Annotated in this window: 12 protein-coding genes; 9 read left to right on the top strand and 3 right to left on the bottom strand. The window is 52.4% G+C overall.

What is annotated here, in order from left to right; genetic code table 11:
- Positions 1–41 precede the first annotated feature (41 nt).
- The 7 genes from RUH64_RS02825 to RUH64_RS02795 all read left to right on the top strand — a co-directional run bounded on the left by RUH64_RS02825 (position 42) and on the right by RUH64_RS02795 (position 7,426).
- Positions 42–1,121, top strand: coding sequence for a glycosyltransferase (locus tag RUH64_RS02825; RefSeq protein WP_313811134.1), 1,080 nt, complete (start codon positions 42–44; stop codon positions 1,119–1,121).
- A gap of 81 nt (positions 1,122–1,202) precedes the next feature.
- The gene (locus RUH64_RS02820) at positions 1,203–2,249 is read left to right on the top strand and encodes a glycosyltransferase (RefSeq protein WP_313811133.1); all 1,047 of its coding nucleotides are present in this window, start codon (positions 1,203–1,205) and stop codon (positions 2,247–2,249) included.
- A 25-nt stretch (positions 2,250–2,274) separates the two neighbouring features.
- A complete protein-coding gene (locus RUH64_RS02815; protein WP_313811131.1) occupies positions 2,275–3,480 on the top strand; it encodes an O-antigen ligase family protein in 1,206 nt (401 codons plus the stop codon).
- A 444-nt stretch (positions 3,481–3,924) separates the two neighbouring features.
- The gene (locus RUH64_RS02810; RefSeq protein ID WP_313811129.1) at positions 3,925–4,428 is read left to right on the top strand and encodes a VanZ family protein; all 504 of its coding nucleotides are present in this window, start codon (positions 3,925–3,927) and stop codon (positions 4,426–4,428) included.
- Between the two features lie 156 nt (positions 4,429–4,584).
- Complete coding sequence (locus tag RUH64_RS02805) at positions 4,585–5,475, top strand: AraC family transcriptional regulator (protein WP_313811414.1); 891 nt, start codon at positions 4,585–4,587, stop codon at positions 5,473–5,475.
- Between the two features lie 232 nt (positions 5,476–5,707).
- Complete coding sequence (locus RUH64_RS02800) at positions 5,708–6,367, top strand: hypothetical protein (RefSeq protein ID WP_313811128.1); 660 nt, start codon at positions 5,708–5,710, stop codon at positions 6,365–6,367.
- 27 nt (positions 6,368–6,394) lie between these two features.
- Positions 6,395–7,426, top strand: coding sequence for a MauE/DoxX family redox-associated membrane protein (locus RUH64_RS02795; protein WP_396275970.1), 1,032 nt, complete (start codon positions 6,395–6,397; stop codon positions 7,424–7,426).
- A 111-nt stretch (positions 7,427–7,537) separates the two neighbouring features.
- Here the strand turns inward: RUH64_RS02795 and RUH64_RS02790 are convergent, their stop codons facing one another.
- The 3 genes from RUH64_RS02790 to RUH64_RS02780 form a co-directional block, all read right to left on the bottom strand.
- Positions 7,538–8,920 carry an NAD-dependent succinate-semialdehyde dehydrogenase gene (locus tag RUH64_RS02790; protein ID WP_313811124.1) on the bottom strand — a complete coding sequence of 461 codons (1,383 nt, stop codon included), beginning with the start codon at positions 8,918–8,920 and terminating at the stop codon, positions 7,538–7,540.
- Positions 8,921–9,200: 280 nt separating this feature from the next.
- Positions 9,201–10,262, bottom strand: a complete 1,062-nt coding sequence (gene mgrA / locus RUH64_RS02785; protein ID WP_313811122.1) for an L-glyceraldehyde 3-phosphate reductase — start codon at positions 10,260–10,262, stop codon at positions 9,201–9,203.
- Positions 10,263–10,494: 232 nt separating this feature from the next.
- On the bottom strand, positions 10,495–10,632 hold the full coding sequence (locus RUH64_RS02780; protein ID WP_313811120.1) for a hypothetical protein: 138 nt from the start codon (positions 10,630–10,632) through the stop codon (positions 10,495–10,497).
- 155 nt (positions 10,633–10,787) lie between these two features.
- Between RUH64_RS02780 and RUH64_RS02775 the strand changes: the two genes are divergently transcribed.
- Both RUH64_RS02775 and hrpB read left to right on the top strand, forming a co-directional pair.
- Positions 10,788–11,573: an alpha/beta hydrolase gene (locus tag RUH64_RS02775; RefSeq protein WP_313811119.1), complete on the top strand. Its 786-nt coding sequence runs from the start codon at positions 10,788–10,790 to the stop codon at positions 11,571–11,573.
- Positions 11,570–14,125 carry an ATP-dependent helicase HrpB gene (gene hrpB, locus RUH64_RS02770; RefSeq protein ID WP_313811118.1) on the top strand — a complete coding sequence of 852 codons (2,556 nt, stop codon included), beginning with the start codon at positions 11,570–11,572 and terminating at the stop codon, positions 14,123–14,125. Before RUH64_RS02775 ends, hrpB begins: the two co-directional genes overlap by 4 nt.
- Positions 14,126–14,197: the final 72 nt, after the last annotated feature.

The following is a 14,197-nucleotide window of genomic DNA, read 5'->3' as shown; positions in this document are numbered from 1 at the left end:
AATAAAGATTATCGAATGGAAACTCTAATTTAAGGGATCGAATGAAACGTAAGATTTTGTTCTTCACAACAGGCATGACTGTAGGCGGTGCCGAACGTGTGATTGCGACGTTGGCTGACAGGCTGCATTCGCGCGGATATCAGATAGTTATCACGATGCTCAAAGGTGAAGAGAGCGAGTATCCGCTAGCGGACGGGATCATTGTTCATTCAGCGCGCCTTGAGGCTGGAGCCCGCAATTTTCCACGGGCTCTACGATTCTATCGCCGCATCGTAGCTTTAGAACGTCCAGATGTCGTCATCTCATTCTCAACAAAATCAAACTTGCTTTCGTTGCTCTCCAAGCGCGTTTTTAAGACCCGAGTACCGTTAATAGTGTCTGAGCGCTCAGATCCGCATACTCGTGACAATAAGATGCAACGTGCTTGCAATTTCTTCTATAGATTTGCCGACAGCGTTGTTTGCCAGGGCAAGAAAGTAGCTTCGTACTATGAGCATCATTTGAACGGAACTCAGGTACTAATAGTTTCAAACCCACTTAACGAGGAAAGTACAGGAGCAGTGACCGGGACGGAACGGGATCCAGTTATCGTTTCCGTTGGTCGACTAAGCCGAGAAAAGAATCATAAACTCGGGATTGAAGTTTTTTCGAAGTTGCAAGTCGAGCGTTCTGATCTGAGAATGAGAATTTATGGAGCGGGACCACTTCAAAAAGAACTGGAGTCTCAGATTGCTGAGATGGGTCTTATCGGGAGGGTGACTCTTGAAGGTGTCGTTCCGAATGTCCTGTGTTCTAACGAGAATGCTGCAATTTTCCTATTTACTTCGAACCATGAAGGTTTTCCCAACGCACTGCTAGAAGCTGCGGCCACCGGAATACCGTCAGTTACCACTGACTTCTCGCCGGGGACAGCACATGAAATTATCAAAGATGGTGTTAACGGCTTCATCGTCCCCGCAGGTGATGGAGATGCATTGATAACGGCTTGTCGAAAGGCACTTGACGGAGAAATTGATCAAAACGATCTAGAAGTCGCCTCTAGGCGTATACGAGAAGTGCATGACGTTGAACAGATTGCTGATTCGTGGATCCGTGCTGTTGATGATGTCTTGGTTAACTAGAGCATCCTGAAAATCGCTAGAATGTACCAGCCGTCAATATTGTTTGTTGTTTGAAGATTGGTGAATATGAAACTCTTGTTCGTGAATTCTAGCCTGAGCGATGGCGGTTCGGAGAAGGCGTTATTGCTAGTTGCGCAATCGTTGGTTGAACGCGGCCACGACGTTACTATGGCGCTCGTTCGAAACAAGCCGCGGACGTATAAGGCTGATTCAAGAATAAGAATTATCCAATTTGAGTACGGACGAGCGAGTAAGGTTCTGATGCTATGGCATCGGATGAGGCAACTCAGGTTACTTAGTGATCAGGAAAAATTTGATTATGTAGTTTGCTACATGTGGGACCTAAATGTCATGACATTAATGGCAACGCTTGGGCTAGATACTAAAGTCGTTGTCTCAGAAAGGGCATATCCGGGCGCCAAATCCAGACGGTCCTACACTCGGCTTCTTGAGCGTCTCTTCTATAGAGGTGCGCATAAAATTATCTATCAAACAAATGGTGCTAGAAAGTACTGTCCTGCTGAACTAACAGACAAGAGCTTCGTAGTACCAAATATTATAGAAGATCTTGAATTGAGCAATCCTACAGGGAAACGAGAGCGGCGAATCGTTTCAATCGGGCGGCTGGATACACAGAAAAACTTTCCGCTGCTGTTGAATTCATTCGCTGAGTTTCATCGAGTAAACAATGAATGGACGTTGGAAATTTACGGGCAAGGCCCTCTTGAGCAATCCTTAAAGTCGCTAACATCGAAGCTTGGTATTGAGGACTTTGTTCATTTTCGTGGCTATGTGAGTGATATCCCTGAGCAAATCAGAAATGCTGGAATGTTTGTTCTGACCTCCGACTTTGAAGGTATCTCGAATGCAATGACCGAGGCAATGGCAGCAGGTATCCCAACGATCTGTACCGATTGCCCTGTTGGCGGCGCATCCTTGATGATTGAAAATGGAAAGAGTGGAATTCTAGTTCCAGTTGGAAAGCAGGACGAGATTGTTGCGGCGATGAATCGAATCGCCCACGACTCAGAATTAGCATCAAATCTCTCAATAGGTGCAATCCAGTCGGTTCGTCGGTTTACTCCTGCGAAAATGTCAGTTTTATGGGAAGACGAGGTGTTGAAGTAGGATGGAGATCTCTTTAAACCAGAAAATGAATAAAACGCAGCACTCCAAGAAAGGAGTAGCGTTCTTAGTATTTTTGGCAATTCCGCTTTTCTTGTCTGTCGATCTTTATAATATTTCCTTGTCACTTGATCGATTTATGAATACATGGAAAGTTGCCAGCACGGTAATTATTCTATTTTTACTCGTCAACAGTCTGATAGGTAGAAAGAAGATTTCCACAAACATTCTTCCAATGTTTGTGTTAGTAGTTGTTCTTTTGATATCAACAGTAATTAATGACGGTAGCTTAGGTCGTTTCTTTACGGTTTGGGGTGGTTTTTTAGCGGTATGTTTGCTAGTTGAAGCCAATATAAGAGAGCGTCCGCTACAACTGTTGCTTGCACTTAAGATCTCACTAGGTCTAATTCTTTTCATAAATTTTTCGACCGTTCTCATGGCACCAGAGGGCCTCTGGAGAACGGCAACCGAAGGTTATTGGCTATTAGGGCACAGAAACAATTTTGGTGCCCCAATTATTGCGACGATTGTCGTATCTGTTGCGTATGACTTACTAAACAAAGGTCGTATGACCTTTTCTACATTGCTTATCTTAGTCGCATCATTCGCATCTGTTATGTTGACATGGTCTGCAAGTTCTGTTGTTGCCACGGCACTCGTTATTATTGCTTCTTTAATGGTCGTTTTTGGGCGCGGTATAGGGTTTATTAAACCTATTGTTCTTCTGGTTGTATATATCGTCATTGATATAGGTATTGTCTTTTTTCATATACAGGATCGATGGTCAGATTTTATTGAAAACGTCTTGAATCGTTCGACGGACCTTACAGGACGAACTAGGATCTGGGGTCTTGTAATGGATCGAATTGAGGAGTCCCCGATATGGGGCACGGGGGTTCAACTAGCTGAGAATAACGGGTTGACACAATATAATGCCAACTTTGTTCACGCACATAATGGCGAACTAGATATCATATTTCAAGGAGGGTTTGTAGCGTTCATTCCATTTGTTGTAATGATTCTAATGGCGACAATCAGGGCAGATCGTTTCTATTCCTCACGCGCAGTTCAAATATTGTTTATTGGTTTGATTCTTATAATGTTCCGAGCGATCACTGGATTATTCTTTAGTTCTTATGCTTGCCTCCTTCTTTATCTTGTGCTCAATTCTTCGACCATTTGGAAGCATGAGCCCAACGGGATTGGGCGGAATTCTGCGCTTAAACTGAAATAGGTGTTCACCTACGCCGAACCAGTTGCAAACACTTTGCATGCGAACTTGCGTAGCTCCCATGCACTTATCGAATTGCAATAATTGGCGAGTAAATGGCACTTGTATGAATTCGACGATAAGATGTTCCCATTTCTTGGCAGTACATACCGCAGGACTATGTTCGAGTCGAAGATCGAAAGTTCATCTTTAGTAGATTGCGGCGTGTAACTGAGAATTATCGTCACTATCCTCAGGCAGGTTCAACCATTCTATGAGTATTTCTTCCTGTCTTGACACCCAAACAAGATAGAAATTCTTAACAATGCCAGCCAAAGCAGATCAGTCGGTGGCCTCTGTCGAAGTCAGCACTGGTACTTTTTGGACGGAGCATGAGTACCATTTCGTCCTAAGTGGCTGCGATACTAGATTCTGCACAAACACATTGGATTTATGCTTCCTTCCACCATGAAGACTTCCCATCTCAGGCTTTCCATAGCCGTCTTTTTGACTTATCTGATCGCTGTACTTCTAGTCGCTTTTTGGCCAGTTCCCGTCGATCGCCCGATACGTGGCAGCTTGGACGGATTCATTGAATGGCTTCATCGCCATGGATTGCCGAAAATTTTCGGATATCGTGAGATTGAATTCACCGCTAATATACTCTTCTTTGTCCCAATGGGATCCATCCTCGCAATGTGGAACAACAATCGTTTTGTGGCTGTATCTATCGCAACGTACGTTTCGATTTCTATCGAGACGGTTCAAGAGTTGGCTTTGCCACAAAGGTACTCTTCCGTATTTGATATCCTCGCAAATACTTTAGGTGCTGTGCTGGGCACTTTCCTATTCTATCCCTTGGTCAATTTGCTTATTACTAGGTATGATCACTACAAACTTGTTCGACGGATCGATGAGGTCGAAGAACAGGAAAATGCTGGAGCGTGGCTTTCTGAAAGATTGACGGATTAGTCCTGATGCATTGAGCAAAAGCTTGGAATGAACAGACCGGTCAGTTTGGACCTTCATTGGTTTGACCTTGCTTTAATCCAAGTCTTTTATTCACAATTATTCGATTAGCGATCATTTTGTGAATATAATTCGGTTGAGAACTTTAGGGGTCGAGTGATGTTTGCAGCTGGGTTGCAAGAATATAGCCTGAATGACTATTTTGGGGTTTATGGAAGGCCCTTGCGTCAGCCCGTAGAAAATTATGGACACGCACGAGTAATTGGACAATCGACCGTAATTTCGTTGCGCGGAGAGGCCACGGAATTTGTCCTGCATGCCGTGAGCTCTGGGAGCCCGCATCTCGATTTTATCTTTTTTGTCTCCGGCGGTTGTTCATATTTCGGCGTTGATGATTGGGTTACAGTCAATGCGCAATTGATAGTGGTACCCAATGGGCTAACCAAAAAATTCCGGTTCGAAGGTGACTGGGATGTTCTCATTATTCGACTACCTCGTGAGGCTACGGTGTCGATGACTCCAAATCCTCCAAAAGTCGTTACAGCTTTCGATCGTGCCAGCGTTCTGGAACGCGCTATGTACAACTTTGCTTGCACTTTGCTCGAAGAAAAGGACGAAGTTTCAGCGGTGGAGCTCTATGCCTTTGAACAATTGTTGCTTGAGATGGGTGGTGCAAGCATTCTTGACCGCGTTGGTGGAGGTTGGGCGCAAGGTGCGCCGCATTCGGTAATGCTGGATCGGGCGAAGGCAATTATTGCGCAGCAATGCGCTGATCCGACCTTATCGCCAGCTACTGTCGCTTTCGAAGTGCAGTCGTCATTGAGGCAATTGCAGAGCATTTTTAGTGAGGCAGGAACAACGATAGCTGCGGAAATTCGATCCAGGCGTGCGTATGAAGCGTATTCATTGTTGAGGGACGCACGCTATGACGTACTGACTACGGATCAAGTTGCGGAGCGTTCAGGTTTTGGGACGACGATGAGTATGCGTCGTGCACTTGTCGAAATCTACGGATTAAGTCCTAAGCAGGCACGTCGACAACGAGATTAAGCGAACTTTCTGAAGCAAATTCAAATCGCGGCCAGACTATCTTTTATCGCTTTTACGCATTGAAAACTAACTTTTTGCGCAGGGAAGAATCAAGTCGCGCGGAATAATGAAAGAAGTACTTAAATTGCTTTCTGGCTGGACTATATTGAAATTTGTTCGGCATTGACATCGGGAAACCCGCTTTGGGGCTCATTCCGAACACCGCACCGTATTTGAGATCAAAGGGGAAAGTGTGTCTGAAAAGATTGACATGAGTAAGGGCCTATCACGCCGCACCATGGTGAAGGGCGCGGCATGGTCTGTTCCTGTAGTTGCCACCGCAGTTGCCGCACCAATGGCTGCCGCTTCGACGGTAAATCCAGCTTGGAATGGCCGCGTTACTGGTTTCTGCTCGAACGACTATGACCTGAGCCTTCTTCGAAGCATCGTCGGCAACGTGCTGGTTGGTACCGTTCAGACCGCATTGAAGACGCTCTTGGGGCTTGATCCTGGAGCTGCTCGTGGATTCACCATTGAGGCAACTGTTCCTAACGAACCGATTCCAGCAGGTACTGTGTACCGAATGGTGACACCCCCTGCGCTAATTGATCTTAGCCTGCTTCAGGGCTTGATTAACGCGAATGTTCTCGGCGTTGTGTCGGTGAATAGCTCGACTTTTGATTTCACCCTCTTGCAGCCTATTGCTGTCGGTTCACCAGTGACTATCAATCTCTTCGGTTCGATCATTGATGCAGGTCTTGCATCGACGATCACTCTTAGCCAGGTGGATGCGGATGCGAATACCGCTGACAACTCTGGATCAGTCAGCTCGCTTGTAGGTGCTGCAGTCAACCTTGGTTCCCTTGGAATTCTAGGAGTCAGTGGTTCACTCGCAGTGCAGGTATGTGGCTAATAACCGCTGAATAGATAGACTTTGTCTATGCAGATAAGTCCCGTTGACCTAGTAACAGCTTGGTTGACGGGACTTTTGGTTTTTTCATTCATAGTTTCCGGATGCGTCAAATTATTTACCGTGTCTAATACCATCGACGCAATGTATGCGCTTCGTGTTCCTGCGATGCTTCGGAACAAGTTCGTTGCGTTGGCCGTACCGATCTGCGAGACCTCATTGGGTCTGTTGCTGTTATTTGGCTCCGGAATACTTCGGAGCGGTGCAGCGATTCTGTCCGCGCTCATGCTTGTGATCTTCTCGGTGTTGCTCTTGGGCGTTCTCAAACGTGGGGAACAGGTTGATTGTGGCTGCTTTGGAGGTCTATGGGGGCAGTCCAACGTATCGGTTTGGTCTATTGCAAGAAATTGCTTCCTCATAGCTGCTGCCATCAGCACCGCCGTTTTTAGTCTCGGTAATAGTAGTCTTGCCGCCGCAATTTTCATGCTTGACTGGGAACAACTCATGACATTGTTGTTCGGGTGGTCAGCCGTGGCAACTATTCTACTTTCAGCGACCCTCAGACGAGAGCGCAAGAGGCAAGCGCACAATGAGCCCTTTGGGCATTCTTCGCAACTTTCGGAAGCAGGCTCGGACCTACCAGAAATGGGCGACCCGATTCCGAAAGCTGAAGTTGTCGGCGCTAATCTACAAACCACGCTCTTGGAGAATGTCGGTCGTGGTAAGCCTGCACTCTTGATTTTTCTTAGTGGTGAATGTGGAAAATGCTCGCAAATCGCCGAACAAGTTCCATTGTGGAGTGCGAAGCTTGCACCCATCAAGATTGCTGTCGTTACGTCGTCACGGCCGGATATCGTTGATGCTCGGCTTGCTGCTGCGGTTCCGTATATGTATTACGGTGCAAAGTCGGCCCGTGAGGCGCTGGGGGTCAGTGCTCTACCGGCCGCTGTTGCCTTAGGGGATGCAAATCAGCCGATCTTGGCCTCTCCTGTAGTTATGGGGAAACACGACGTTGAGGGCCTTGTCGCAGCGCTCGGTGCGGCGCTGTCGTCCACAAATTGAACTATGGCGTTGCTCGCGTTGTCACTCAGATCTTCATTGGTGCGGCAAGTGAAAAGAGGCCGTGTTGGAAGCTTTCAAAAGCTTCCAACACGGCCTCTTTAGCAGACTGGATTAGTCGGCAACGAAGAACAGGCGCTTGTTGACGAATTCATCCATACCTAGTGGGCCGAGCTCGCGGCCGTAGCCTGAACGCTTGACGCCGCCGAATGGCATTTCGGCGCTCTCGGCAGAAGCGATGTTCACGTTGGACATGCCAACCTGCAGCTTCTGAGCTACCTTGGCTGCACGGTTCTCGTCCGTGGAGTGCACCGAGCCGCCCAAGCCATAGATGGTGTCGTTGGCCAGCTCTGCTGCTTCCTCATCGCTGGCGACCTTGTAGACCACTGCTACCGGGCCGAACAGCTCCTCGTAGTAGGCGCGCATTTCCTTGGTGACGCCGGTGAGTACTGCAGGGGAGTAGTAGGCCGAAGGGCCGTCGTGCAGGACGCCGCCTGCGTGCAGGGTTGCACCCTTGGAAACTGCATCCTGAACCTGAGCGTTCAGGTCCTCGGCCGCCTTGCGGGAAGACATTGGAGCGAAGGTTCCCTCTTCGCCCTTCATTGGGTCCCCGGCCTTCAGGCCATCTGCACGCTTGGTCAGTTCTGCAACGAACTCGTCATAAATGTCATCCATAACGATCATGCGCTTGTTGGAGTTGCAAGCCTGGCCGGTGTTGTCGATGCGGAAGCCCCATGCTGCATCGGCGGTAGCCGAGACATCTGAGGAGTCGAGAACCACGTATGGGTCCGAGCCGCCGAGCTCCAGCACAGCCTTCTTCAGGTTGCGGCCTGCCTGCTCGCCGATGATGGCGCCAGCGCGCTCCGAACCGGTCAGCGAGACGCCCTGGATGCGGGAGTCCGCAATGATGGTGGCGATCTGGTCGTGGGTGGCGAAGACGTTGTTGTATGCGCCAGCCGGGACACCAGCGTCATCCATGATCTGCTGGATGGCCAGTGCCGAGCGTGGACAGGACTCAGCGTGCTTAAGCACGATGGTGTTGCCCAGCATCAGGTTAGGAGCTGCAAAGCGGGCAACCTGGTACAGCGGGAAGTTCCACGGCATGATGCCCAGCAGCGGGCCTACTGGAAGCTTCTGGACGATGGCCTTGCCACCGGAGAAGGACTTGATTTCCTGATCTGCAGCCAGGGTTGGACCTTCGGTAGCGAAGTACTCGAAGATGTCCTTGCAGAACTCTGCTTCACCGATGGCTTCTGCCAGTGGCTTGCCCATTTCGGTGGTCATGATCTTGCCGAGCTCTTCGGCGCGTTCTGCGAAGAGCTGCGCAACCTTGTTGACAACCTTGGCCCGCTCGTTGATGTCAACGTCCTGCCATGCCTCGTAGGCCGATTGTGCAGCGGTTAGCGACTGCTCAATCTGCTCATCGGTGGCTGCTGGGAATTCCTCGACTACCTCGCCGGTGGCTGGATTCAAAACCTTGTACGTTGGGGCGCTCATCGATGCTCCTGTCATAGTGCATAGTTGTCGGTTTTACGCGAACTTGGCTAGTTGTTAATGAACTATAGCCAATAAATGAATGTAATTCACTTCATACCTCGTCCACTCTGAGCTTATCCATAGTCCGGGCAATCTGCTAGCAAGAAAACGGTCTGCTAAACCAAGGCTTGTCGGCACGGGGGACATGAAACAGCAAATGTCGCACTGCCTAGGACTTTGATCCAAAGCGGTGCGACATTTGCGAAGCTAGTTCTAACTTCGAGACGGGTGCAGAAATCGCTTAGCCGATGGCCGAAGATTTCCACCAATCAATACCTGCGTCACCTTGCGTGATGGCAGAAATCTCGTCCAGCTCGGCCTGAGTAAACTCCACATTCTTCAATGCGCCAAGGTTTTCATCCAACTGCTTCGTGGATGAAGCTCCGATGAGCACCGAGGTGGCTGCCCCCTCACGCAGCAGCCAGGCAATTGCCATCTGGGCCAGGGACTGGCCGCGGCGCTGGGCAACGTCATTGAGGCTGCGTACCTTCTTGAGATTCTCCTCCGTAAGATGGGCTTCCAGCGAGCGGCGGCCACCCTGACGCTCTACCTCAGTGGTGGTGAGGTATTTGTCGGTGAGCAGGCCCTGAGCCAGGGGCGTAAAGGCAATGGCTCCCATGTTCTCTTCTTGAAGGGTCTGCAACAGGCCATGTTCAACCCACGGGTTGAGCATGTTGTAGGAAGGCTGGTGAATGACCAACGGTGTTCCAAGCTCCTTGGCGATCGCCTTGGCATGTGCGGTGCGCTCAGCAGAATAGGAGGAGATCCCTACGTACAGTGCCTTGCCTGAGCGGACCAACGAGTCAAGTGCGCCAATGGTTTCTTCTAGGGGAGTCTTTGGATCAAAGCGGTGCGAGTAGAAAATATCCACGTAGTCCAACCCCAGCTTTTCAAGGCTCGAATCGCAGGAGGCCATCAGGTACTTGCGTGATCCGAAGGTTCCGTGGGGACCTGGCCACATGTCCCAGCCGGCCTTGGAAGAAATGACTAGTTCGTCGCGGTAGGGCTTGAAGTCCTTGCGCAGCATGCGTCCGAAGTTTTCTTCGGCTGCACCCGCGGGAGGACCGTAGTTGTTGGCAAGGTCGAAGTGGATGATGCCGTTGTCAAAAGCGTGGCGGAGTACTTCACGCTGGGAATCAAAGGTTCGGTTGTCGCCGAAGTTCCACCACAGTCCCAGGGATAGCGGGGAGAGCAAGAGTCCTGAATCTCCCACACGGCGGTAGCCGTAGTGCTCATAACGGTCAGCCGCTGCGACGTAGGGACGGTGCGAGTCGGCTACCGGATTGACGATTTCGTATTCCACAAAATACCTTTCTGCCAGCTTGGTCTACTTCCACCCTATGCTAGAAGCCTTGGGCCGAGGTCGAGTGAGAAATGTGATTAAACAAAGAACCGATCTGTCAGGCCAAGGAGGTAACGCCTGCGCAGATCGGTTCTTTTAGATCACTCGCACCTTGAGAAGGTACTACCAACGATACGAGTCGACTCTTGGTGTTCACTGAGAGCACGGTGTGCCCTCACTTAGGGCTTGCTCCCTAGTAGTTCGATGGTGGGTCAGAGGCTGGGAATGATTCGTCTTCCCACTCCTCAACAAGCTCTTCATCATGCTCGTCGTGAGCCTTCTTCTCTAATTCCTCTTTTGTTGGTTCTTCGCCCAGTGGTTGCTCGCTCATCATTCTTCTCCTTTCCTAGTCTCCCAGAGTGTGGCAGCTGGAATGCGTGGCCCGGTAACTTCAGTCTTCCCCTACTTCGCTCCATTGTCGAGGGGTAGGCACGAAACAAGAATTTCCTTCGGGGCAGGCGAAGGGATTTAATCGAAGATATGCCTATGATCAACAATCCAGTAGATAACGCAGAGATCTTCTTTGATGACGACAAAGCCGAGGGAGAGCCCATTCTGTTTCTCCACGGCTCGGCGCTGTCGCGTTCCATCTGGCGTGGATTGGGGTACACCAAGGCGCTGGGGGACGGGCACCGCACCATCCGCATGGACCTGCGTGGCCATGGACGTTCCTTCAAATCCTATGAAGTCTCCGACTACACCATGGAAAAAGTCGCCAGCGACATCCATGCACTGCTTGATCATCTGGGGATCGAGAAGGTGCATATCATTGGCTATTCCTTTGGTGCACGTACCGGGCTGCACCTGGCCATGAAATCACCGGAGCGAATGGCCTCGTTGATCATGCTGGGCGGCACCTACGAAATTTCCGATGGCGAGATTGGAAAGCTTTTCTTCCCGGGCTACTTGGACGTCTTGCGGGCGGGAGACATCGAAGGATTCGTCACAGGTCAGGAGACCCGGGGTCGACTTGATCCTGCAACCCGCCTTGCTTTTATGTCCAACGACCCGCTGGCGCTTGCCGCCTACTATGAGGCGGCGGAAACCCTGCAGAATATTGACGTGGGTGAATTGGCGAAGATCCGAATTCCCACCCTGCTGCTCATCGGCACCCGCGACCAGCCGCGCTTTGATCAGAACAAGGTCATGGTGCACGCCATGCCCAATGCCCGCATGGTCGCGCTGCCCGGACGCACCCATGGAAGTACCCTGTACCCGATAGAGCCGGTGGTGCAGGCCATCGAATCGTTCTGGACCGGACGCAGGCCATGAGTACTGCCGCATTCGACCTCGACGCCATTGCCAAGGGGCTTGCCTTCGGTCCGAGCCGGGACGAGATTGCCCGGGCACTGCACGCGGACGTTGCCCAGCCGCTGGTGATCCATGCTCCGCCCGGTTCCGGAAAGACCACTATTGTTCCGCCCACGGTAGCCAATGTTTTGGCGGAGCAATCGCTGAATGGGCGAGTCATCGTAACCCAGCCTCGGCGGGTTGCGGCCCGTGCCGCAGCTCGCCGCCTGGCCCACCTTGACGGCAGCGCACTGGGGGAGCGGGTTGGCTTCTCGGTGCGCGGGGAACGCAAGGCCGGTGCAGCCACCCGCGTCGAATTCGTCACCGCAGGTCTGATGCTCCGCCGACTGCTCAATGACCCCGACCTCGACGGTGTCAGTGCGGTCATCATCGACGAGGTCCATGAGCGATCCATCGACACCGACCTGTTGGTGGCAATGGTCAATCAGGTATCGCAGCTGCGTGACGATCTGAGCTTGATCTTGATGAGCGCCACCCTGCACGCCCGAGAACTCTCCGAACTTCTCATACGGGACCAGCCGGCACCGGTGATCAGCGCCAATACCCAGCAATATGAAGTGGCTGAATGCTTTGACAGTTTCTCTGGCCAGCGCAATAGCGAACGCGGATTATCGGATGGCTACCTCAAGCACGTCGCCCAGGCCGCGTCACGGCACTCAGCCTTCGTCAACCAGACGTCCGCCGAACCGGTTGATACCTTGGTGTTCCTTCCTGGCGTGCGCGAAGTGCAAAAAGTCTGTTCCCATCTAGAGCATTCCGGCCTAAAGGCCCTTGCCCTGCATTCGCAGATTTCTTCTCAGGAACAAGACGAGATCCTGAGCGAGCCGGCGGCGGGAACCGCTGCGCGGATCATCGTTTCCACCTCCATCGCTGAATCCTCACTGACCGTTCCCCGCGTGCACCTGGTGGTTGATTCCGGCTACGCCCGTGAACCGCGCAGAGATACCGGCCGCGGGTTCAGCGGGCTGGTGACGGTGGTCGCCAGCCGCGCCGCCGCCACCCAGCGCGCGGGTCGTGCCGGACGTCTGGGCCCCGGCCAGGTGGTGCGTACCTTAGATGCCAAATCGTTTGCCGCAGCCCCGGCACATTCAACTCCTGAAATTCGCACCGGCGATCTGGTGTCCGCCGGCCTGCAGCTTGCAGCCTGGGGTACGCCGCGCGGCGAGGGGCTGAGCATGTGGGAAGCCCCCGCGCCAGCTGCCATGAAACTTGATGAGCAGGTGTTGCGCTCGCTGGACGCGGTGGACGGTGCCGGACGGATCACCGCCCACGGCGAGAAGATGGTTCGGATCCCCACCGACCCGAGAACAGCACGCGCGCTGCTCGATGGCGCCATGCATTTCGGGGTGCAGCCCACAGCCGAAGCGGTAGCCTTGCTGGCAAGTTCCGAGCGCGTCGCCAGCGCGGATCTTGCAGAACTTCTGGCCGCGATCGGCAGATCTTCACACCCAGGTTACCGCGCATGGAAACAGGAAACACGCAGGCTGGTTCAACTGGCCGTGGGCCTAGAGCGCACCCCGGCCGCTGACGACCGGCACTCGGCAATGGCGGGCGTCTGCGCCTTGGCCTACCCGCAATGGGTGGCTCGGAAAGTTGGGGACAACGAATACCTTCTGGCTTCGGGAACCCGCGCGCTGCTGCCCCGAGGCAGCCATCTGGGGCATAGCGAGTTTTTGGCGGTGGCAGAAGTTTCCCGCACGGGAAATACCGCAATGATCCGCCGTGCCGCAGCACTCGAAATAGAGCTGGCTCGCGACCTCCTGCCGCATATGTACCAGGTGCGGGAGGCGGCTCAATTCACCGACGGGAAAATCAGCGCCCGCAGAATTGAGGCTTTTGGCCAGATCGAATTGTCCTCAAGACCAATCAAGGTTACCGAAGAACTCGGCGTCCAGGCAGCAAGGTCGGCCGTGCAGGAACACGGGTTGGCGCTATTCGGACCGCAAGAGGAATTTGACGCGCTGCGCCGACGGTTGGCGGTGGCCTATCGAATCCTCGGGGAACCTTTCCAGCCTATGGACGAGGACGCGTTGTTGGCTCGGGCAGATGACTGGCTCGCCCCGGCCCTGCGCTCGATGGCTTCAGGAAAGCCTGCGGAGAAGGTTGATTTGCACTCCGCGCTGCGTTCGCTGATGCCGTGGGAACATGCACATGACTTCGACCGGTTGGTTCCACTCCGACTGCAGGTGCCTTCTGGCTCATGGATCAGCATCGAGTATCCGGCGGTGGGGGAAACCGGCCCAGCCGTGGTGGCGGTCAAGCTCCAAGAATGCTTTGGGTTGCAATTTTCTCCGCGGCTGATCAAAGACCAGCTGCCGGTACAGTTCCATCTGCTTTCCCCGGCGGGGCGTCCGCTGGCAGTCACGGAAGACCTAGTGAGTTTTTTCAACGGCCCCTACGCCCAGGTGCGTGCAGAAATGCGTGGACGCTATCCGAAGCACCCATGGCCTGAGAACCCGTGGGAGCATGAGGCCACCGCCTTCACCAAGAACAGGCTCAAGCGCGAAGGCTGAAACAACGTCCGAGATTTCCTCGGTGAAATCTTTTCTGCATTGTTCGGCAGACAATCGTTCGTGCATTCCTGA

The sequence above is a fragment of the Glutamicibacter sp. genome (genome assembly GCF_032154645.1).
In the GTDB taxonomy this organism is placed as follows: Bacteria; Actinomycetota; Actinomycetes; order Actinomycetales; family Micrococcaceae; genus Glutamicibacter.
Note: the sequence above shows the minus strand (reverse complement) of the source record. Positions and strands in the feature narration are given on the sequence as shown.

What these genes read in the sequence shown, in the direction of transcription:
- RUH64_RS02825 (WP_313811134.1), top strand. Translation starts at nt 42, where the DNA reads ATGAAACGTAAGATTTTGTTCTTCACAACAGGCATGACTGTAGGCGGT.
- RUH64_RS02815 (WP_313811131.1), top strand. Translation starts at nt 2,275, where the DNA reads ATGAATAAAACGCAGCACTCCAAGAAAGGAGTAGCGTTCTTAGTATTT.
- RUH64_RS02810 (WP_313811129.1), top strand. Translation starts at nt 3,925, where the DNA reads ATGAAGACTTCCCATCTCAGGCTTTCCATAGCCGTCTTTTTGACTTAT.
- RUH64_RS02805 (WP_313811414.1), top strand. Translation starts at nt 4,585, where the DNA reads ATGTTTGCAGCTGGGTTGCAAGAATATAGCCTGAATGACTATTTTGGG.
- RUH64_RS02795 (WP_396275970.1), top strand. Translation starts at nt 6,395, where the DNA reads ATGCAGATAAGTCCCGTTGACCTAGTAACAGCTTGGTTGACGGGACTT.
- RUH64_RS02790 (WP_313811124.1), bottom strand. Translation starts at nt 8,920, where the DNA reads ATGAGCGCCCCAACGTACAAGGTTTTGAATCCAGCCACCGGCGAGGTA.
- RUH64_RS02780 (WP_313811120.1), bottom strand. Translation starts at nt 10,632, where the DNA reads ATGAGCGAGCAACCACTGGGCGAAGAACCAACAAAAGAGGAATTAGAG.
- RUH64_RS02775 (WP_313811119.1), top strand. Translation starts at nt 10,788, where the DNA reads ATGATCAACAATCCAGTAGATAACGCAGAGATCTTCTTTGATGACGAC.
- hrpB (WP_313811118.1), top strand. Translation starts at nt 11,570, where the DNA reads ATGAGTACTGCCGCATTCGACCTCGACGCCATTGCCAAGGGGCTTGCC.